Source organism: Kitasatospora sp. NPDC053308 (genome assembly GCF_055585785.1).
The window spans coordinates 124,352-144,491 of sequence record NZ_JBVJJY010000017.1; the positions used below are offsets into that span (position 1 = coordinate 124,352).

The window sequence follows — 20,140 nt, forward strand, 5'->3', positions numbered from 1 at the left end:
GCACAGTAACGGCCGGGGCCGCGATCCGCCAGGATCGCGGCCCCGGCCTTTGTGTTCTGCGTTCCAGCGCGGAGCCGTCATGCCGTGCCGCGCGGAGTCGGGACGTCGGGGGTCGCGGGAACGTCGCGGACATGGAGAAGAGCCGCGTACGGACGCCCTCACCGACGTCCGTACGCGGCGTCTCCGCCTGCCGGGGCGCTCTGCGCACCGTTCCTCGCCCGTCCGCGTGTCATCACGGCCGCGGCCTCCCCGGCGGCACCGCTCCCCGTCCCCAGGGGACCGGTGCCCGTACTGTGGCCGCCCCCCAGGGGACGGCGTCCTTCCCAGCCGTTCCTCAGCGGCCGATCAGATCGGCGACGGCCTGGGCCTGGTTCGCCATCTGGTCCCACCCGCCAAAGAGCAGCATCAGGAGCACCGCACACGGCAGGGCCATGGCCAGCGCCACCGCGGGGTGCCGGGTGGGCTGCTCGGTGGTGGACCGGGACTGGACGAAGGCCGGCCGACGGCGGCGGGGGGTTCCCGTGAGCTGCGGTGCCATGCCCTCACTCCTGATCCGGTCGAGTTGGCGCGGTGAACGGCTTACCTCGGGGGACGAGCTCCCCGTCCACCGCTGGACCCAACGCTATTGGTCAGGGGGCCGTTCGGACGTCATGCCCTCGTACCGTTCGTCGGACGTCCCGGAGGATGACGCCCGGACCCGGGGCCTACTACCGCAGGGGGAGGGAAGGCTCGGCCGACCCCCGGGGGAACCCTGAGGGGCAACCCCGAGAAGCGATCCGGCACCCCTGTGACCTGCAGGTCAGCGCACGATCGGACAATCGCACGGCTGCTTGAGGTGTTGCGTATCAGCACACCGCAGCGGGCAGTCCGTAAGCTGTGCCAGACAGAAACTGACGATGGCCCAACCGACGGGGCCTCACACCCACAGGCTGACGGGGAACGGAACATGGCGATGATGCGGCTGAGGCGTGAGGACCCCCGCATCGTCGGGCCGTACCGCCTGCACCGGCGACTGGGCGCCGGCGGCATGGGCGTGGTCTACCTCGGCTCCGACCGCCGCGGGCAGCGCGTCGCGCTCAAGCTGATCCGCGCCGAGCTCGCCGAGGACCAGGAGTTCCGCACCCGCTTCGCCCGCGAGATCGCCGCCGCCTCCCGGATCAGGGGCGGCTGCACCGCCCGCGTCGTCGGATCCGACATCGAGGCCGACCGGCCCTGGCTGGCCACCGCGTACGTGCCCGGACCCTCGCTCTACAAGCAGGTCGGCGACGAGGGGCCGCTGAGCTGGCCCGAGGCGGCCCGGATCGGGGCCGCGCTCGCCGACGGGCTGGTCAAGGTGCACGAGGCCGGGGTCGTCCACCGGGACCTCAAGCCGTCCAACATCCTGCTCTCGCCCCGGGGCCCGCGGATCATCGACTTCGGCATCGCCTGGTCACGCGGCGCCAGCACGCTCACCCACGTCGGCACCGCCGTCGGCTCCCCCGGCTTCCTCGCGCCCGAACAGGTCCGCGGGGCCGCCGTCACCCCCGCCACCGACGTCTTCGCCTTCGGAGCCACCCTCGCGTACGCGCTCACCGGGGACACCCCGTTCGGCTCGGGGGCGTCCTCCGAGGTGATGCTGTACCGCGTCGTCCACGAGGAACCCGACCTGACGGCCGTACCGCTGCAGCTCGCACCGCTGATCCGCGCCTGCCTCGCCAAGGAACCCGCCGAACGCCCCGGCGCGGCCGCGCTGCACGAGCGGCTCAGCGAACTGGCGGCCCGCGGCGCGGCGGCCGGGGCCGCCGGCGGCGGCGCGCGCACGGCCCGTCCGGCCCGGGGCGCGGCCGCCCCCGCCCAGCAGGACGGCGCCCGGCAGGGCGTTCCGGCGCCCGGGCGCTCGCCCGAACCTTCCGCCGCGGCCCGGGCCAGGGCGGCGGCCGGCCGTCCGGGAGCACCGGCCGCGGGCGCGGCGGGCCGACGTCCGCAGGGGCCCGCCGCACCGCTCCCCCGGCCCGAGCCGACACCGGTGACCCGCCCGCTGCGGCAGCGCCCGGACCGTCCGCAGACCCCGCCCCCGGCCCGGCCCGGCCCCCGCGACCGGGCACGTCGGGACCGCCAGCACACCCCCGCCCCCGGCGGGCGGCCCGGCACGGCGCGGCAGCGGCTGCTGCGGCAGCGGCTGGTCGTCTTCGTCACGGTGACGATCGGGGTGGCCCTCGCCATCGCCGCCGCCCAGGGCTGCGAGAACCGGGACAACCAGGGGCTGAAGCCGCCGACCGGGACGGCCGCGAGCGCGGGCGCCGCGGCGCGCGGGGGCGGCGAACAGGCCGTCCCCGGGACCTCGGTGGACGTCGCGCCGCAGGCCTCGGCCACTCCCCTCCCCGCCGCCGCCCGCGGCGGTCCGGCGGACACCGCCCTGGGCGCCCCGCAGGGGCCCCTGCCGGCGGTCGACTGGCCGAACCGCAGCTACCCCGACGGTGCGGGCGGGCCGGCCATCGCCCTGCGGGACGGGCACTCGGTCGGGGGCGGCCCCCAGGTCGCGCTGAGCGCGGTCCTGCCGGCCCGGTACAAGGGCCTGCCGGCCGCGGTCGTCGTCCTGCGACGGACGGAGGGCTCGGCGCCCGTCGACCTCGTCCAGCTCTACACCTTCACCGGGGACACCCCGGTCGCCACCACCACCCGCACCTCGGCCGCGGACCCGCAGGCCACGGCCACGTGGCGGCTGGACGGCAGCACGGTCGTCCGCGAGGAACGCGCCACGGCCACCGGGGTGACCACCTCCACCCGCTACACCGTCCGCCCGGACGGCACCCTCGACGAGTCCTGGCCCGGCGCCTCCGGCGGCACCACCCCGCCCCCGGCCGCCGCCCCGGCACCCCCCACCTCCCCGGCGGGCTGACCCGAACGAGCACGGAACGTCGGCTCGGCCGAGGTCCGATGACACACTGCGGCCCGGCCACCTGCCGCGGGATGCGGGCACGGGGGAAGCCGGGCGGGCCGGGACGTGCTGCGGTCTGGCGCCCGGCCGCGTGACGCGGACGGGCCCGGATCCGGTGAGGCCTCGCGGCCAACGGGAGTGCGTGAGAAGTCGGACGGGCCGACTTCTCGTGAGCACGGCAAGGCCCGGCGCGCGCGTGGCGGCGCAGAGACGGGGTTGGCGACGACCTTGCGAGCGCAGTCCGGCGGGTAGTCGGGAGCACATGGAGAGTCAGCCCCGCCGACTTCCGATGACGCGCTGCGGCCCGGCGGCCGGTCGCGGGATGCGGGCGTGTGAGAAGTCGAGCGGGTCGACTTCCGCGGGGCATGGCGAGGCCGGTGGCGTATGCGAGGCGGCAGGAGAGGTGGCTGCGGGGGTGGGGCTGGCGACGTGGCGGGCCGAGTCCGGGCGGTGGTCGGGAGCGCATGGGACGTCGGGCGGGCCGGCGTCCGGTGACGCGCTGCGGCCCGGCGGCCGGTCGCGGGATGCGGACGGGTTGGGACGCGCCGACGGCCTGGCGACCGGCGGAGGGCGTGAGGCGTCGGGCGGGTCGGCTTCCCGTGGCGTCCGGGTGGCCGGCCGCTTCAGGTCGCGCCTGGGGCCGCTGTGGCCGCGTCTGGTCGATCACGGGTAGAGGCCGACCGCTGGACGGCGCCTGGGCACGTATGAGAAGTCGGGCGGGCCGTCCCTCGCGACAAGGACTTCGTGCTAAGGCGGGCCGAGTGGGTGGGCGAGGAGCCGGGGCGAGGCGAGGTCCAGGTGCCCGTGGGGAGTCGGGCCCGCCGACTTCTGGTGGGGCGCGGGTGCCTGGCAGCCAGGTGCGGCTAGCCGAGCAGAGGTCTGGGGCGAGCGCGTGGAGCCGGGGCCGGTGGCACGTCGGGCCGGGGTCGGCTGGTCTGGTGGGCGACGGGCGGGGCGGGCGGGACAGTCGGGCCCGCTGGCCTCCGCTCGGCCCTGCCGCACCTGGTTTCCACGCCGAGCAGAGGTCCGAGGGGGTGCGGGTGGCGGCTGTAGTGGCGGGTTGGGTGGGCGAGGAGCCGGGCCCTGGCCGATGTCCGGGGGGGTGGGGTGGCTGTGGGGCCGGGTGCGCGGGTAAGTCGGGCCCGCTGGCTTGGGGTGAGGCGCGGGCCGGGCAGACCGCTGCGAGCGGGCGGGAGGGTGAGGAACAGGGCCCTGGTGAGTCGCGGATGGTGGGGGGCGGCCAGGGGGCGTGGGGGTCGGGGCCGCCGCTTCGGGTGAAGGGGCGGAGGCCGGCAGACAGCTGCGGGAGGGTGGGGGCGGGTGGGTCAGGGGGTGGTGGTGACGGCGTAGAAGGCTACGGCTGCGGCGGCGCCGACGTTGAGGGAGTCGATGCCGTGGGCCATGGGGATGCGGACGGGGTGGTGGGCGGCGGCGATGGCGTGGGGGGTGAGGCCGTCGCCCTCGGCGCCGAGCATGAGGGCGGCCTTGGGGAGGCGGTCGGGGGTGAGGGTGGCGAGGTCGACCGCGTTCTCGGCGGGGGTGAGGGCGAGGAGGGTGAAACCGGCCTCGCGGACGGTGTCCAGGGCGGCGGGCCAGGGGTCGAGGCGGGCGTACGGGACCGCGAAGACGGCGCCCATCGAGACCTTGACGGCGCGCCGGTAGAGCGGGTCCGCGCAGTCGGGCGAGAGCAGCACGGCGTCCATGCCGAGGGCCGCGGCGCTGCGGAAGATGGCGCCGAGGTTGGTGTGGTCGACCAGGCCCTCCAGGACGGCGACCCGACGGGCCCCGGCGAGCAGGTCGGCGGCGGCCGGGAGGGGCTTGCGCTCCATCGAGGCGAGGGCGCCGCGGTGGACGTGGTAGCCGGTGACGGCCTCGGCGAGCGCGGGCTCGACCACGTGGACCGGGGCGTCGGCCTCGGCGATGACGTCGGCCATCACGTCCAGCCACTTGGCGGTGAGCAGCATCGACCGCATCCGGTAGCCGGCGGCGAGGGCACGGCGGATGACCTTCTCCCCCTCGGCGATGAACAGGCCCTCGGCGGGTTCGCGGCGGCGGCGCAGTTCGACGTCGGTGAGGCCGGTGTAGTCGGCGAGGCGGGGGTCGGCCGGGTCGGTGATGGTGCTGGGTTCGGACACCCTGCGATCTTGCCAAGCCGGGGCGGGGAAGGCCAAACGGCGGACAGGACTGGGTGGTCGCGGGCTAGCCGGAGTGCAAATATGACCGTATGGCCCGTTATCCGGGCCGATCCCGGGCTCCGTCGGCCCCTGGCGCCCCTGCCTCCGCCGGCACCTCCGGTGGGCGCCCACACGGTCGGCCACAGCTGCCGCGCGCGAAGCGGGCGTGGCCGGTGTGGCACCGCTCGGTGGCCGGGCAGGTGTTCGCACTGCAGGTCGTGGTCGCGCTGCTGCTGGTGGTGGCGGCCGTGGTCGCGCTGGTGGTGCAGTCGCACAAGGACGCCGACAACGAGGCCCGCAACCGGTCGGTGTCGGTCGCCCAGACCTTCGCCAACTCGCCGGGCATCGTGGAGGCCCTCCGGTCCCCCGATCCGACCGCGATCCTGCAACCGAAGGCGCAGTCCGCGCGGATCGGCTCGGGCGTGGACTTCATCGTCGTCCTGAACAACCAGGGCATCCGCTACACCCACCCGAACCCGGCCCGGATCGGCCAGAAGTTCGTCGGCGACTACCAGCCCGCGTTGAAGGGGCAGGTGGTGACCGAGCACATCACGGGCACGCTCGGCCCGCTGGTGCAGGCGATCGTCCCGGTGTACGCGCCGGACGGCCAGGTGGTGGGGCTGGTCTCGGCGGGCGTGACGCTGGCGAACGTCAGCACCGCGAGCGAGCGTCAGCTGCCCGTGGTGCTGGGGGCGGCGGCGGGTGCGGTCGGGCTGGCCACGCTGGGCACGGCGCTGATCAGCCGTCGGCTGCGGCGGCAGACGCACGGGCTGGGGCCGGTCGAGATGACCCGGATGTACGAGCACCACGCGGCCGTGCTGCACGCGGTGCGCGAGGGCGTGATGATCGTCGGCGGGGACGGGCGGCTGCTGCTCTGCAACGACGAGGCCCGACGGCTGCTGGACCTGCCGCCGGACGCGGAGGGCCGTCCGGTGACCGAGCTGGGCCTGGAACCGACGCCGCTGGAGCTGCTGACGGCCAACCGCCAGGTGACCGACGAGGTGGTGCTGTCCGGGGAGCGGCTGCTGGCGGTGAACGTCCGGCTGACCGACCGGGCGGGCGGACCGCCCGGCTGCGTGGCCACGCTGCGTGACTCCACCGAGCTGCTGGCGCTGTCCGGCCGTGCCGAGCGCGCCCAGCGGCGGCTGCGTCTGCTGTACGACGCCGGGGTGACGGTGGGCAGCACGCTGGACGTGACGCGGACGGCCGAGGAGTTGGCGCAGGTCGCGGTGCCGCGGTTCGCGGACATCGTCACCGTCGACCTCGCGGAGCAGGTCCTGGCGGGTGAGGAGCCACCGGCGGGCGGCCTGCTGGGGCGGATGCGGCGGGCGGCGTGCACCGCGCTGCGGGACGACGCGCCGTTCTACCCCGTCGGCACCGTGCTGGAGGTGGTGCCCGACACTCCACTGGCCGGGGCGCTGCACCGCGGGGAGCCGGTCCTGGAGCCCTACCTGTCCGAGGCGCAGGAGTGGCGGCAGCAGGATCCCGAGGGGGCGGCTCGGGCGCTGGCGTACGGGGTGCACTCGCTGGTGCGGGTGCCGCTGCGGGCGCGCGGGGTGCTGCTCGGGGTCGTCCGGTTCTGGCGGGCGCAGCGGGCGGAGCCGTTCGAGGCGGACGACCTGGCGCTGGCCGAGGAGCTGGTGGCGCACGCGGCGGTCTGCATCGACAACGCCCGGCGCTACACCCGGGAGCACGAGATGGCGGTGACGCTGCAGCACAGCCTGCTGCCGCGCAGTCTGCCGGCGCAGAACGCCCTGGAGGTGGCGCACCGCTACCTGCCGGCCCAGGCCGGGGTGGGCGGGGACTGGTTCGACGTGATCCCGTTGCCGGGCGCGCGGGTGGCGCTGGTGGTCGGGGACGTGGTGGGGCACGGGCTGCACGCCGCGGCGACGATGGGACGGCTGCGGACGGCGATCCACAACTTCTCGACCCTGGACCTGCCGCCGGACGAACTCCTGGGGCACCTGGACGAGCTGGTGAACCGGATCGACCAGGACGAGGCGGCGAGCGGCGAGAGCGCCGGGCTGACCGGGGCGACCTGCCTGTACGCGATCTACGACCCGGTGGCGCGGCGCTGCACGCTGGCCACCGCCGGGCACCCGCCGCCGGCCGTGGTGGACCCGCAGGGCCGGGTGGTGTTCCCGGAGCTGCCCACCGGGCCGCCGCTGGGGCTGGCGGTGCTGCCGTTCGAGACCGCCGAGCTGGAGCTGGCGGAGGGCAGCCGGCTGGTGCTGTACACGGACGGGCTGGTGGAGGACCGCGACCGGGACATCGACGAGGGGCTGGAGCTGCTGAAGGCGGCGCTGAGCGGCCGGCCGCGCACGCCCGAGCAGACCTGCGCGGACGTCCTGGGCGCGATGCTGCCGGCGCACCCGCAGGACGACATCGCGCTGCTGGTGGCGCAGACCCGGGTGCTGGCGGCGGACCACGTGGCGGAGTGGGACGTGCCGTCCGACCCGGCCGCGGTGGGTGCCGTCCGGGCGGACGTGGCACGCCGGCTGGAGGCCTGGGGGCTGGACGAGGCCGCGTTCGTCACCGAGCTGATCCTGAGCGAGCTGGTGACCAACGCGATCCGGTACGGCTCCGGGCCGATCCGGGTGCGGCTGCTGCGGGACCGCGCGCTGATCTGCGAGGTGTCGGACGGCAGCAGCACCTCGCCGCACCTGCGGTACGCGGCGACCGAGGACGAGGGCGGGCGCGGGCTGTTCCTGGTCGCCCAGTTCGCGGACCGCTGGGGGACGCGCTACACGGCGACCGGGAAGGTCATCTGGACGGAGCAGCCGCTGGAGTAGGAAGTCGGACCGGCCGACTTCCCACTCCTCCGCCCGGACCCGGAGAGGGGCGCTACGGCCGGAAGGCGGCGGCCAGGACGTTGACGACGTCGCCGATCACGATGACCGCCGGGGGCTTGACGCCCTCGGCCTCGACCACGGCGGCGACGGTGCCCAGGCTGGCGTCCACCCGGCGCTGGGCGGCGGTGGTGCCCTCCTGGACGATCGCGACCGGGGTGTCCGCCGGGCGCCCGTGCTCGACCAGCCGGGCGGCGATCGCGCCGATCTTGTCCACGGCCATCAGCAGCACCAGGGTGCCGCTCATCTTCGCGACGGCCTCCCAGTTGGTCAGCGAGCGCTCGTCGTCCGGGCCGACGTGGCCGGAGATCACGGTGAACTCGTGGGTCATGCCGCGGTGGGTGACCGGGACGCCCGCCGAGGCGGGGACGCTGATCGAGCTGGAGATGCCGGGCACCACCGTGACGGGCAGGCCGGCCTCGGCGCAGGCCAGCAGCTCCTCGCCGCCGCGTCCGAAGACGTACGGGTCGCCGCCCTTGAGCCGGACCACGAACTTGCCGGCCTTGGCGTGCTCGATCAGAGTGCGGTTGATCGCCTCCTGGGCCATGAACCGGCCGTACGGGATCTTGGAGGCGTCGATCACCTCGACGTGTTCGGGCAGCTCGGCGAGCAGTTCGCGCGGGGCGAGCCGGTCGGCGACCACCACGTCGGCGTCGGCGAGCAGCCGGCGGCCGCGCACGGTGATCAGGTCAGGGTCGCCGGGGCCGCCACCGACCAGGGCGACGCCGGCACCGTGCGAGCGGTACTGGCGGGCCGCCAGCGAGCCGTCCCGCAGGCCGTCCACGATCGCGTCGCGCAAGGCGGCCGAGTGGCGCGGGTCGCCGGTGAGGACGGCCACCGTGGCGCCCGCGTCGCGGCCGCTGGCCGGGGTCCAGGCGGTGGCGGCGGCGGCGTCGTCGCTGCGGGAGCAGAACACCCGTACGCGCTCGGCCTCGGCGCTGACGGCCGCGTTGACCGCCGGGTCGTCGGTGGCGACCAGGACGTACCAGGCGTCGGCCAGGTCGCCCTCCTGGTACGGACGGGCGTGCCAGGTGAGCTCGCCGGCGTCGGCCATCGCCTGGACGGCCGGGGTGGTGACCGGGGATATCAGGTGCAGGTCGGCCCCGGAGGCGATCAGGGCCGGCAGCCGCCGCTGGGCGACCTGGCCGCCGCCGACCACGACGACGCGGCGGCCGGCCAGCAGCAGGCCGACCGGGTACGGGGTGCGGCCCTCGGTGCTCGGGTGCGGGGTGGGCGCGGTCATCGGTGGTGCTCCTGATCGGGGGGACGGTGGGGGGACGGTACGGCGAGACGCCGCTCCGCGGGCCGGCGCGCCCTCGGGCCGGTCCGCGGAGCGGTGCGAGTCGCGGGTCAGGCCTTCTCGGTGACCCCGGCGGAGTCGAAGGTGGCTACATCGTGCATCGCCCGGGCCGCGCTCTGCACCAGCGGCAGGGCCAGCAGGGCGCCCGTGCCCTCGCCGAGCCGCAGGTCCAGGTCGATCAGCGGACGCAGGCCGAGCTTCGCCAGCGCGGCCTGGTGGCCGGGCTCGGCGGAGCGGTGGCCCGCGATGCAGGCGGCCAGCACCTCGGGGGCGATCGCCTTGGCGGCCAGTGCGGCCGAACCGGCGATGACGCCGTCCAGGACCACCGGGGTGCGCAGCGAGGCGGCGCCCAGCAGGAAGCCGGCGATGGCCGCGTGCTCCAGGCCGCCGATGGCGGCGAGGACGCCGATCGGGTCGTTCGGGTCGGGCTGGTGCAGGGCCAGCGCGGCGCGGATGACCTCGATCTTACGGGCGTGGGTCTCGTCGTCGATGCCGGTGCCGCGGCCGGTGACCTCGGCCGGGTCGAGGCCGGTGAACACCGAGATCAGGGCGGCCGAGGCGGTGGTGTTGGCGATGCCCATGTCGCCGGTGACCAGCGCCTTGTTGCCCGCGGCGACCAGGTCGCGGGCGGTCTCGATGCCGACCTCGATGGCCTGGACGGCCTCCTCGCGGGTCATCGCCGGGCCCTGCGTCATGTCGGCGGTACCCGGGCGGACCTTGCGCGGCAGCAGACCGGTGGCGCGGCCCTGCTGGACGGCGTCCGGCAGCTCGGCGGCCACGCCGACGTCGACCACGCAGACCTCGGTGCCGATCTGCTTGGCGAAGGAGTTGATCACCGCTCCCCCGGCCAGGAAGTTGCCGACCATCTGAGCGGTCACCTCCTGCGGCCAGGGGCTGACGCCCTGGGCGTGCACGCCGTGGTCACCGGCGAAGATCGCCACGCAGGCGGGCTCCGGGATCGGCGGCGGGCACTTGCGGGACAGGCCGCACAGCTGGGCGGAGATGATCTCCAGCATGCCGAGCGAGCCGGCCGGCTTGGTCATCCGCTTCTGCCGGTCCCAGGCCTCGCCGAGCGCCTTGGCGTCCAGCGGGCGGATGCCGCGCAGGGTGTCCGCCAGCAGGCTCTGCGGCTCCTCGCCGGGCAGCGCGCGGTTGCCGTACTGCTCCTCGTGGACGACCCAGGACAGCGGGCGCTTCTTGGCCCAGCCCTGCTGCTCCAGCTCGGGCTCGTCCGGGAAGGAGTCGACGAAGCCGACGCACAGGTAGGCCACGACCTCCAGGTGCTCGGGCAGGCCGAGCTCGCGGACCAGCTGCTCGTCGTCGAAGAAGCTCACCCAGCCGACGCCCAGGCCCTCGGCGCGGGCGGCCAGCCAGAGGTTCTCCACCGCCAGGGCGGCCGAGTACGGGGCCATCTGCGGCTGGGCGTGCCGGCCCAGGGTGTGCCGGCCGCCGCGGGTGCGGTCGGCGGTCACCACGATGTTGACCGGCGTCTCGAGGATGGCCTCGATCTTGATTTCCTTGAACTGCTTGGCCCGGCCCTTGGGCAGCGAGTCCGCGTACGCCTCGCGCTGGCGCTCGGCCAGGGCGTGCATCCGCTTGCGGGTCTTGGCCGAGCGGATCACCACGAAGTCCCAGGGCTGCGAGTAGCCGACGCTGGGCGCGGTGTGGGCGGCCTCCAGGACGCGGATCAGCACCTCGTGCGGGATCGGGTCCGGGCGGAAGCCGTTGCGGATGTCGCGGCGCTCGCGGATCACCTGGTGGACGGCCTCGCGGCCGGCCTCGTCGTAGCCGGCGGCGGCCGGGCCGCGCGGCTCGGCGGGCTCCTCGGGCTGCTGCTGCTCCTCGGCCACCGGCTGGTCGGCGGGCTGCGGGTCGGCGGCGGGCTGCTCGGCCTGCTGGTCCGCGGGCTGCTCGGCCGACTCCTCGGCCTGCGGCTCCACGGCGGCCGGGGCCTCGGGGGCCTGCTCCGGGGTGGACTCGGCGGTCTCGGCGGTCTCGGCGGTGGGGGCTTCGGCAGCGGCCTGGGCGGCGGGCTCCGCGGACTCGACCGGGGCCTGAGCCTGGGCCTGCTCGGCGACCGGCTCGGCGGGAGCCTCCGCCGGGACCTCGGCCTGGGGCTGCTCCGCCCCGCCCTCGACGGGCCCGGCGGCTTCGGCAGCCTCGGCAGCCTGCCCGACGGCGGGCTGCTCGGCGGCGGGCTGCTGCTCGGCCTGCTGGTCCGCGGGCTGCTCGGCTGGCTGCGCCGCCTCCGCCGCAGCGGCGGGCTCGACGGCCTCGGCCGTCGCCGGCTCGGCGGCTTCGGCCGGGACCTCGACCGGCACCTCGGCCTGGGCCTGCTCGGCGACCGGCTCGGCGGGGACCTCGGCCTGGGCGGCCTCCGGCTGCTGCGGCTGCGCGGCTTCGGCCGCGGCCTCGTTGACGGCCTGTCCGGACGGCATCTCACCGGTGCCCGCGGCGGTCTCGGCGGCCGGCTCGGCCCCGGCCTCCGGCGTGGCGGCCACGGCCTCGACGACCTGGGCCTCGACAACCTCGGCCTCGGCGCCCTGGACGGGCTCGACGGCGGAAGCGGCCTGAGCGGCCTCACCGCCCTCGACGGCCTGCGGCGCGTCGGCGGCCGCTATGGGCGCGGGCTGCTGCGGGGCCTCGCCGGCCACCGGGGCCTGCTCGGTCGCCTGGACCTTGGGCAGACCGTGCGGGGTGGGAGCGGCGAGGAAGGCGGAGATCCGGCGCGGCTGGCCGGCCGGGGCGGTGGCCTCGGCCTGCTCGGCCGCACCGTCGACGGCGGCGCCCTCCACGGCGACGGACTCGACCGCCACCGACTCGACGGCGACGGACTCGACGGCCACCGACTCGACGGCGACCGGCTCGACCGCGATGGGCGCGGCGGGAGCCTCGGCCACCGCCTGGGCGGGGTCCGCAGGCACCGGCTCGGCCACCCCGGCCTGCGGCGCCGCAGCCGCTGCCTGCGCGGCGGCCTCGGGCGCCGCGGCCTCGGGCGCCGCCACGGCCTCGACGGGCTGAGCGCCCTGGACGGCCTGGATGCCCGGCGCGGGCTCCGGCGTCTCGACGACCTCGATCACCTCGATCGCGCCGACCGTCTCGACGGCCATGACGGCTTCGACCGGCTGCGAGGCCGACGGCACCTGGACGGCCGGCTGGACGTCCTGCGGCAGCGGCTGCTGCACCTCCGGCGCCGGAGTGCCCGGGACCAGCGGAACGACCGGCGGCACCTGCGTCATCGGGACGGCCTGCGGCACGGCGGCCGGTGCCGGGGCGGCGGCCTCGGCCATCGGCGGCCGGCCGACGACCGGGATGCCGTGCGCGGGCGTGCCGCCCTGCGACGGGCCGCGGTCGGCCAGCGAGCGGACCGGGACCTGGCCGGTCATCAGCGACGGGTCGGGGATCGGCGGCCCGGCGTGCAGCGGGCGGCGCGGCGGCTGAGCCTGCGTCATCCCCTGCTGCCCGTGCTGCTGCAGCGGGACGGGCTGCTGCTGGAGGGGATCGGCGCCGAGCGTCGGCGGGTCCACCGGCGGCCAGGAGGGCTCGACCGGCATGCCGTCCTGCTGCGGCGCGGGCGGCATCTGCTCGGCCGGGACGGTCGCCATCGGCTCGCCCCAGGAGCCCTGCGGGCCCGGCATCAGCAGCACGTCGTCCTCGTCGTCGAGGCCGTCCGGCGCGTCGGGCTGGTCGAGGAAGTGGAAGGCCGGGCGCGGGGCGCCCTGGTCGACGGCCCACCCCTCGCCGGGGTAACCGGGCCCGGGCATGCCGGGGACGGCGTAGCCGGGCTGGCCCTGCGGCGGGATGACGCCCGCCCCCGGGGGCATCCCGCCCGGCATCGCACCGACCGGAGCCGCCGGGTTCGGGATCACTCCGCCGTCGGTCGCGACGCCCTGCAGGGGTGCAACGCCCGCGACGCCCTCCGGTCCGCCGAGCGGGTCGGGCCCGCCGTGCAGGTGCTCCGGCAGTCCCTCGCCCGGGACGTGGCCGCCATCGGTCATTGTCAAAGCTCCTTCCAGGCCGCTGCCGCGCCCTCGGCGACGCGATCACCGATCGCAGCGCCCATCCGCACGGGCCGGGCCTGCACCGACCCGCCCCTCAACCACACGTGGCCGCCGCGCCGAAGCGCTGCGGCCCAAGTCCTTCCGGCGCGCTGCGGCACCCCGGCCCGGCGCACCGCCACACGGGGCGGCACATCGTCTGAAACAACGACAACCCGGAGCAACCGGTACGACCGCACCGGACCCTACGGCATTCTCCAGGTCTGGCACGAGGTCCGTCGAATTGCCCACACTCCGAGCGGAACCGGCTTGCACCACGTCAAAAAGGTGACAAACCGACCGAATCGGGTGGGCCTCCGGCCGCTGCATCCGCCCAGGACGTCACACTACCGGCCCGGCGCGGTCACCTCTCGAATCAGTGTCCGGATGCGACCTGGATCACCGTCCGCGCCATGTGCGTGCCGTGTCCGCGTCACCGCTCGTACCCCCTCCCGTGCTATCGGGCCTGCCACCCGCGCACCCTGCTCGTGCCCCGCGCCCGTCGCTCGTGCCCCGCGCCCGTCGCTCGCGCCCGCGCCCGTCGCCCGTGGGCACCAGCGCACCGCACCACCGCGCGACCCCGGCGCGCGCCCGAGGCCTTCACACGATCTGCTCACCCCAGAGCACCAACGCGCCGGTTCCGCCCGCCCCCAGCGCCAGTGCGCCGCCCTCCCCGGCGGACCGCAGCGGGGTCGACTGGAGCAGCTCGCCGTCCGCGCGGTAGCCGGCCTCGCCGATCGCCCGGCTGACCTCCTCCGCCTCGGCGAAGGTCCGGGCCAACGCGACGAAGCGCTCCGGTTTGCGGGCCAGTACGGCGCGCACGACGTCCGGTCCGCCGGACTCCACCACCGCCGCGTCCGGCTCCGGGAGGCCGCCCAGCACCTCCGGTCCGCTCCCGTACACGACCTCCACCTCGACGCCGAACCGGCGGGCGTTGACGGCCAGCCGGGCGCAGGCCGAGCGGGACCCCTCGACCGCGACCACCGCGGCGCCGAACCGCGCCGCCTCGACGGCGAGGGCGCCGCTGCCCGCGCCCACCGACCAGACCAGGTCGCCGGGACGTGCACCCAGACGGGCCAGCACCAGCGCGCGCACGTGCGCGGGGAGCGCTTCCGACGCGCCCGTCTCACCGTCCGTGCGCCCGGCGCCCGCGTACACGTCACCGGGGAGCGCCCAGCCGCGCTCCGCGCCGGGGTAGCCGACGGGGCGCCCGGCCAGCCAGCCGGCCGCCTGGTCCACCGCGCCGGCCTGGGCGCCGCCGATCACCAGCACCACGTTGGGGTCGCGCCACACGTGGTCGGCGATCCGGTCGGAGGTGAGGACGGTGACGTCCTCCTCCGGAGTGCCGAGGGCCTCGCAGACCACGAAGGTCCGGTGCACCCCGCGCAGCATCAGGGCGAGTTCGGCGGGCCCGGCCCCCGGCGCGGTGAGCACCGCGACCTTGGGGTGGGCTCGGCAGATGTTGGCCGCCCGGCGCAGTCGTCCGCCGTGGACGCTGACCACCTGGGCGTCCTCCCAGGGCATGCCGGCCCGGGCGAAGGCGGTGGCGACGGAGGAGACGGCGGGCAGGACTTCGAGTTCGAGGCCGTACTCGGGGCGGCGCAGGGTGCGCACCACGCCGAAGAAGCCCGGATCCCCCTCGGCGACCACGACGGCGGCGCCGCGGTGCTCGGCGATCCGGCGGGCGGCCTGCCGGATGTTGCCGAGGGGGATCCGCTCGGCGGCCTCCGGCACCGGGAGGGCGTCCAGTTGGTAGGGGGCTCCGGCCACCAGGGTCGCCGCGGCGAGGGCCGCACCGGCGGCCTCGGTCAGCGGCGTGCCGTCCCACCCGATGACCGTGATCCGGTCAGCCATCTGCGGCCGTTCTCCCTCGACTCGGTGCGCCACGCGGTGCGCCGGGGTGCGGCGCCGGTCAGAGGTTACCGGGTGTCATCCCCGGGGGGCGGACATCTCGCACACATGTCCGTGCCGAGCGGCCTGCCCGCGGGGGCCGGTCCGCAGGGGGCGGTGGCCGGCCTCAGTCGCGCAGCACGTAGCGGTGGTCGCCGTGCCAGCCGTTCCGGTGCAGCTCGGGCGACTCCAGGTCCTCCGGGAGCAGGCTCCACAGGATGAGGTCGCTGCGGCTCTCCTCGACCACCTCGCCGGACTCGCCGCGCACTATCCAGGCGCTGCGCAGCACGCCCTCGCTGATGGCGCCGATCTTGCCCGCGACCTGCTGGGCCGCGGTGTTCCCGGCGGCGGTGCGCATCTCCAGGCGCAGGAAGCCGCGGTCCTCGAACAGCCACTGGGCGACGCCGAGGACGGCCTCCGGGGCGTAGCCCTCACCGCGCGCCCAGACGGCGGTGACGTAGGAGATCTCGGTGCTGCGCAGCCGCCAGTCGGTGGCGCGCAGCTCGACCAGGCCGACCAGGCGCTGGGTCAGGTGCTCGGTGACGGCCAGGACGATGCCGCGCCCCGCGGCCCGGTGGGCGGGGGCGAGGGTGCGGGCGAGTTCGGCCGCGTACGCCTCGGTGAAGGGGTGCGGCTGGTCCGTCCAGGCCAGGACGAGGTCGTCGGCCATCATCGTGGCCAGGGCCGGGGCGTCGTCCTCCGCAAGGGGACGCAGCAGCAGCCGTTCGGTGCTGATGGCGGTCTCGGGGAAGCTCGCTGCCATGCCGTCTCTCCTCGCCGGGTCGTGAACACAACACCGTACGCTCCGTCGCACTCCGGGTATCACGCGGTGCGCCGCGCGCACGACGGTACGTCAGAACGCCGTCGCCCGGGGTGTCCCAGGGTGCATACTGCCCGACCGGGCCCCCGCCGAGGTGCGGCGGGGGCCCGGTCGGGCGTGGGAGGCGGATCGCGCCGCGGCGGATCAGAAGGCCGGGATGACCGAGCCCTGGAAGGTGTCGTCGATGTACTTCTTGACCTCGTCGGAGTGCAGCAGCTCGGCGAGCTTCTTGACCCGCGGGTCGTCCTCCTTGCCCTTCTTGACGGCGAGGATGTTGGCGTACGGGTTGCCGTCCGCCTTCTCCAGCACCAGGGCGTCGGTGGCGGGCTTCAGGCCGGAGTCGAGCGCGTAGTTGCCGTTGATGACGGCGGCGTCGAGGTCGGCGACCGAGCGGGGCAGCTGGGCGGCCTCCAGCTCCTTCCACTTGAGGTTCTTCGGGTTGCCGGTCACGTCCGCCGGGGTGGCGGTGGTGGTGACGCCGTCCTTGAGGGTGATCAGCTTGTTGTCGGCGAGCAGCTTCAGCGCGCGGCCCTCGTTGGTGGCGTCGTTCGGCAGGCCGATGGTGGCGCCGTCCGGCAGGTCGGTGATCGCCTTGACCTTCTTGGAGTACAGGCCCAGCGGCTCCAGGTGCACGGGCTCCACCGACACGATGGTCGTGCCGTGCTTCTTGTTGAAGTCCTCCAGGTACGGGACGTGCTGGAAGTAGTTGGCGTCGGCCGAACCGTCCTGCACCGCCGTGTTGGGGGTCACGTAGTCGGTGACCTCCTTGATGTCGAGCTTGAGGCCCGCCTTCGCCGCCAGGTTGTCCTGGACGAACTTGAGGATCTGCCCGTGCGGGGTCGGGCTGGCGACGACCTTGAGCGGCGCGTTCGGGTCCGAGGAGGAGCCCGAGCTGCCGCAGGCGGCGAGGGAGAGGGCGAGGCCGGCGGTGGCCAGGGCGCTGGTGAACTTCAGGGCGTTGCGCACGAAAAGTGCCTTTCTGCGTGGTGCGGGGAGCCGCGTCCGGGGTCGGACGGGGGAGGTCTCAGGAGGCGACGAGGTCCTTGTCGTCGGCGCTCGGCGCGGTCGGGTCGGCCGGGCTGCGGCCGAACAGCCGGGCCCCGCCGCCGGTGCGGCCGCGGTGGGAGAGGCGGCGGACGGCGAAGTCGCCGATCAGCTGGACGGCGGTGACGATGATCACCAGTTCGGCCACGATGACCCACATGAAGGCCGTCTCGAAGCGCTGGTAGCCGTAGTTGACGGCGAGGGTGCCGAGGCCGCCGCCGCCGACCGTGCCGGCCATCGCGGAGTAGCTGACCAGGGTGATGACCGTGGTGGTGATGGAGGCCACGATGCCGGGCAGCGCCTCGGGCAGCAGGGTCTTGCGGACGATCGTCCAGGTGCTGCCGCCCATCGACTGGACCGCCTCGACCAGGCCGCGGTCGACCTCGCGGACGGAGGTCTCGACCAGGCGGGCGAAGAAGGGGATCGCGCCGATGGTCAGCGGTACGGTCGCCGCCTGCCAGCCGATCGAGGTGCCGACGAGCCAGCGGGTGAAGGAGATCAGGGCGATCATCAGGATGATGAACGGCACCGAGCGGGCGATGTTCACCACGAAACCGATGGTCTTGTTGACCACCTGGTTGGCCAGCAGGCCGCCCTTGTCGGTGAGCACCAGCAGCACGCCCAGCGGCAGGCCGAGCAGCACGGTGACGACCGCGGAGACGCCGACCATCTGGAAGGTCTCCTGCGTGGCGGGCCCCATCAGGGCCCACATCTGGTCCCAGGTCATGCCACCGCTCCGTTCGCCGCGCCGATCACGTCCACCTGCAGGCCCTGCTCGCGCAGGTAGCCGATCGGCACCACGTTGTCCTGGTGGCCGCCGGACAGCTCGACCCGCATCCGGCCGACCATCCGGCCGGCGATGGTCTCCACGGCGGCGCCGAGGATGTTGATGTCGATCTGGTAGGTGCGGGCCAGCTGGGAGACGAACGGCTGGGCCGAGGTGTCGCCCTGGAAGGTGATCTCCAGCACGGTGGAACCGGGCCGCCCGGTGCCGAACTCGCTGAGCGGGAAGAGCTCGCGGGCCAGCTCGGAGCCGGGCTTCGCCAGCAGGTCGGTGAGTTCGCCGGACTCGACCACCCGGCCGCCGCGCATCAGGGCGGCCGAGTCGCAGACGGACTTGATGACGTCCATCTCGTGGGTGATCAGCAGGACGGTCAGGCCGAGCTGCTGGTTGAGTTCGCGCAGCAGCTTGAGGATCGAGCGGGTGGTCTCCGGGTCGAGCGCCGAGGTGGCCTCGTCGGAGAGCAGCACCTTGGGGTCGCCGGCCAGGGCGCGGGCGATGCCCACGCGCTGCTTCTGGCCGCCGGAGAGCTGGTTGGGGTAGCTGCGGGCCTTGTCGCCGAGGCCGACCAGGTCGAGCAGTTCGGCTGCCTTGCGGCGGCGTTGGGTGCGATCCAGGCCGATGATCTCCAGCGGCAGCTCGACGTTCTGCTGCACGGTCCGCGAGGAGAGCAGGTTGAAGTGCTGGAAGACCATGCCGATCCGGCGGCGCGCCTCGCGCAGTTCCCGTCCCGCGCGGTTCTCGCCGCCGGACAGCGCGGTGAGTTCGACCCCGTCCACGGTGACGGTGCCGGAGGTCGGGCGCTCCAGCATGTTCACGCAGCGGATGAGGGTGGACTTGCCGGCGCCGCTGGTGCCGACGACTCCGTAGACCTCGCCCGGGCGGACGTGCAGGTCGACGCCGGCGAGGGCGGTGACCTCGCGGCCTCGGGAGCGGTAGACCTTCGTGAGGTCCGTGGTGGTGATCACAGCAGCTTCCGTGGGTCGGGGGCGGGCGGCGTGGGTCGACCGCCCGACCGGGTTGCGGTCGGCGGCTCCTTACGGCGCTTCGCCAGGGGGATCCGGACCTGCCACCCCTTGATCGTGGCCGCTGGTCGGCCGGGCCGCGCGACGGCGTGGCCCTTACGAGTCACCGGCACCCGCGGGCGGGCACGGCAAGGGGAGGGGTACGGGGAGGAGGGGCGCGCTCGCACGGGCGGCAGCGGCGCCGGAGTCTCGCTTCGGGGCGCGAGGGGGAGGCACCCGCGCAGGGGTGCCGGGGGCGGTGGCCCTCAGCAGTGACACATTCGACGGCACATGGCACGCTCACCTGCCGGCAGCGTGCCGGTGGGGGTCCAGTTCGTCGTCGCAGTCATGTGAGCCAGTAAAACAGATGGCTCGGGAACCGCCCAATTGTTTGACGCCGGTGTCCGCAATGCGGACGCCTGGCGCTGTGACCAGGGCGGATATGCCTCGGCGCCGCCACCGGATCGTCCGGATGGTGGCGGCGCCGAGGGGCGGGTGCGGGGCGGCCGGCTCAGGCCGTCGCGGCGAGGGGTGTGGCGGCGGAGGGGCCGGCGGGCTTCTCCAGGTGGACGAAGCTCAGCCGGCCGTCGACCTGTTCGACCCCCGTCTGCCGGTAGCCCTGGCGGGCGTACAGGCGCAGGTTCCCGAGGCTGCGGTGGCCGGTGAACAGGCGGTAGGCGGACACCGGGCCCACCTCCGCGAGGCGGCGCTCCAGCGCGTCCAGCAGGCGGCCGCCGAGGCCGTGGCGCTGCATCCGCGGGTGGACGACCAGGCGCTCTATCCGGCCGACGCCGTCGGCGCCCACCCGGCCGCGGACCGTGCCGACCACCTCGTCGCCCAGCCGGGCGACCAGGAAGTGCTGTTCGGCCAGTTCGGCGCGCAGGCTCTCCAGGCTCTGTGTCAGGGGCTCGATCGCCCAGTCGCCGTACAGCTCGGCCTCGGACTGGTAGCCGAGGTACTGGAGCTTGAGGATCTGCTCCGCGTCCTCGGCCGTCGCCGCCGAGATGATCACGCTCATGCCCATGTGGAGGGGCCTCCCCAGTCGTCGTGCCCGGCGCGCAGAGGGTGACGCGCTCACGCTCAGTATCCGAGCGATCGTGCCACCGTCAAGGTTCGCGTTCGCCAGCGCTCTACCCGGGTGTCAGCTTCCCTCAACCTTCGCGGGGCCGGACGTGGCGAGGGTCACGCCTGGGCGCGGAGGGGCGGGGGGGGGGGGGGGGGGGGCCCCCCCCCCCCCCCCCCCACCCCCCCCCCCCCCAAGGGGCAGGAAAGAGAAAACACACGAAAAAAGAGGGAGAAGAGAGAAAACCCCAACCCCCCCACC

11 protein-coding genes and 1 pseudogene are annotated in these 20,140 nt (G+C 75.1%); 2 read left to right on the top strand and 10 right to left on the bottom strand.

All coding sequences use genetic code 11. The features are described 5' to 3' along the window. Nucleotides 1-334: 334 nt before the first annotated feature. Nucleotides 335-538, bottom strand: a complete 204-nt coding sequence (locus ACZ6Y7_RS30035) for a hypothetical protein (RefSeq protein ID WP_465761082.1) — start codon at nucleotides 536-538, stop codon at nucleotides 335-337. 408 nt (nucleotides 539-946) lie between these two features. Here ACZ6Y7_RS30035 and ACZ6Y7_RS30040 point away from each other — a divergent pair. After that, nucleotides 947-2,224: pseudogene (locus ACZ6Y7_RS30040) on the top strand (serine/threonine-protein kinase); the annotation flags it as partial. Between the two features lie 2,018 nt (nucleotides 2,225-4,242). On the opposite strand, the gene ACZ6Y7_RS30045 reads toward ACZ6Y7_RS30040, so the two are convergent. Beyond that, entirely contained in the window at nucleotides 4,243-5,052 is an 810-nt protein-coding gene (locus ACZ6Y7_RS30045; protein WP_465761083.1) for a TrmH family RNA methyltransferase, read from the bottom strand. 89 nt (nucleotides 5,053-5,141) lie between these two features. Here ACZ6Y7_RS30045 and ACZ6Y7_RS30050 point away from each other — a divergent pair, with 89 nt between their 5' ends. Further along, complete coding sequence (locus ACZ6Y7_RS30050; RefSeq protein ID WP_465761084.1) at nucleotides 5,142-7,883, top strand: SpoIIE family protein phosphatase; 2,742 nt, start codon at nucleotides 5,142-5,144, stop codon at nucleotides 7,881-7,883. Between the two features lie 52 nt (nucleotides 7,884-7,935). Here the strand turns inward: ACZ6Y7_RS30050 and cobA are convergent, their stop codons facing one another. The 8 genes from cobA to ACZ6Y7_RS30090 form a co-directional block, all read right to left on the bottom strand. Then, nucleotides 7,936-9,183 (bottom strand): uroporphyrinogen-III C-methyltransferase, encoded by a 1,248-nt coding sequence (gene cobA / locus ACZ6Y7_RS30055; protein ID WP_465761085.1) that lies wholly within the window; start codon nucleotides 9,181-9,183, stop codon nucleotides 7,936-7,938. Nucleotides 9,184-9,290: 107 nt separating this feature from the next. Next, the gene (cobT, locus tag ACZ6Y7_RS30060) at nucleotides 9,291-13,238 is read right to left on the bottom strand and encodes a nicotinate-nucleotide--dimethylbenzimidazole phosphoribosyltransferase (protein WP_465761086.1); all 3,948 of its coding nucleotides are present in this window, start codon (nucleotides 13,236-13,238) and stop codon (nucleotides 9,291-9,293) included. Nucleotides 13,239-13,877: 639 nt separating this feature from the next. Beyond that, nucleotides 13,878-15,131 (bottom strand): precorrin-6y C5,15-methyltransferase (decarboxylating) subunit CbiE, encoded by a 1,254-nt coding sequence (cbiE, locus tag ACZ6Y7_RS30065; RefSeq protein WP_465761087.1) that lies wholly within the window; start codon nucleotides 15,129-15,131, stop codon nucleotides 13,878-13,880. Nucleotides 15,132-15,294: 163 nt separating this feature from the next. After that, nucleotides 15,295-15,930 (bottom strand): GNAT family N-acetyltransferase, encoded by a 636-nt coding sequence (locus ACZ6Y7_RS30070; RefSeq protein WP_465761088.1) that lies wholly within the window; start codon nucleotides 15,928-15,930, stop codon nucleotides 15,295-15,297. Nucleotides 15,931-16,131: 201 nt separating this feature from the next. Continuing rightward, on the bottom strand, nucleotides 16,132-16,953 hold the full coding sequence (locus tag ACZ6Y7_RS30075) for a MetQ/NlpA family ABC transporter substrate-binding protein (protein ID WP_465761089.1): 822 nt from the start codon (nucleotides 16,951-16,953) through the stop codon (nucleotides 16,132-16,134). 58 nt (nucleotides 16,954-17,011) lie between these two features. Then, nucleotides 17,012-17,758 carry a methionine ABC transporter permease gene (locus ACZ6Y7_RS30080; protein WP_465761090.1) on the bottom strand — a complete coding sequence of 249 codons (747 nt, stop codon included), beginning with the start codon at nucleotides 17,756-17,758 and terminating at the stop codon, nucleotides 17,012-17,014. Next, the gene (locus ACZ6Y7_RS30085) at nucleotides 17,755-18,780 is read right to left on the bottom strand and encodes a methionine ABC transporter ATP-binding protein (protein ID WP_465761091.1); all 1,026 of its coding nucleotides are present in this window, start codon (nucleotides 18,778-18,780) and stop codon (nucleotides 17,755-17,757) included. The genes ACZ6Y7_RS30080 and ACZ6Y7_RS30085 overlap by 4 nt, the downstream gene beginning before the upstream one ends. Before the next feature lie 547 nt (nucleotides 18,781-19,327). Continuing rightward, nucleotides 19,328-19,840: a GNAT family N-acetyltransferase gene (locus ACZ6Y7_RS30090; protein ID WP_465761092.1), complete on the bottom strand. Its 513-nt coding sequence runs from the start codon at nucleotides 19,838-19,840 to the stop codon at nucleotides 19,328-19,330. Nucleotides 19,841-20,140: the final 300 nt, after the last annotated feature.

Bases quoted from the DNA above. Each gene is read 5' to 3' on its own strand.
- ACZ6Y7_RS30050 (WP_465761084.1), top strand. From the start codon at position 5,142: ATGGCCCGTTATCCGGGCCGATCCCGGGCTCCGTCGGCCCCTGGCGCC.
- ACZ6Y7_RS30080 (WP_465761090.1), bottom strand. From the start codon at position 17,758: ATGACCTGGGACCAGATGTGGGCCCTGATGGGGCCCGCCACGCAGGAG.
- cobA (WP_465761085.1), bottom strand. From the start codon at position 9,183: ATGACCGCGCCCACCCCGCACCCGAGCACCGAGGGCCGCACCCCGTAC.
- ACZ6Y7_RS30035 (WP_465761082.1), bottom strand. From the start codon at position 538: ATGGCACCGCAGCTCACGGGAACCCCCCGCCGCCGTCGGCCGGCCTTC.
- cobT (WP_465761086.1), bottom strand. From the start codon at position 13,238: ATGACCGATGGCGGCCACGTCCCGGGCGAGGGACTGCCGGAGCACCTG.
- ACZ6Y7_RS30070 (WP_465761088.1), bottom strand. From the start codon at position 15,930: ATGGCAGCGAGCTTCCCCGAGACCGCCATCAGCACCGAACGGCTGCTG.
- ACZ6Y7_RS30090 (WP_465761092.1), bottom strand. From the start codon at position 19,840: ATGGGCATGAGCGTGATCATCTCGGCGGCGACGGCCGAGGACGCGGAG.
- cbiE (WP_465761087.1), bottom strand. From the start codon at position 15,131: ATGGCTGACCGGATCACGGTCATCGGGTGGGACGGCACGCCGCTGACC.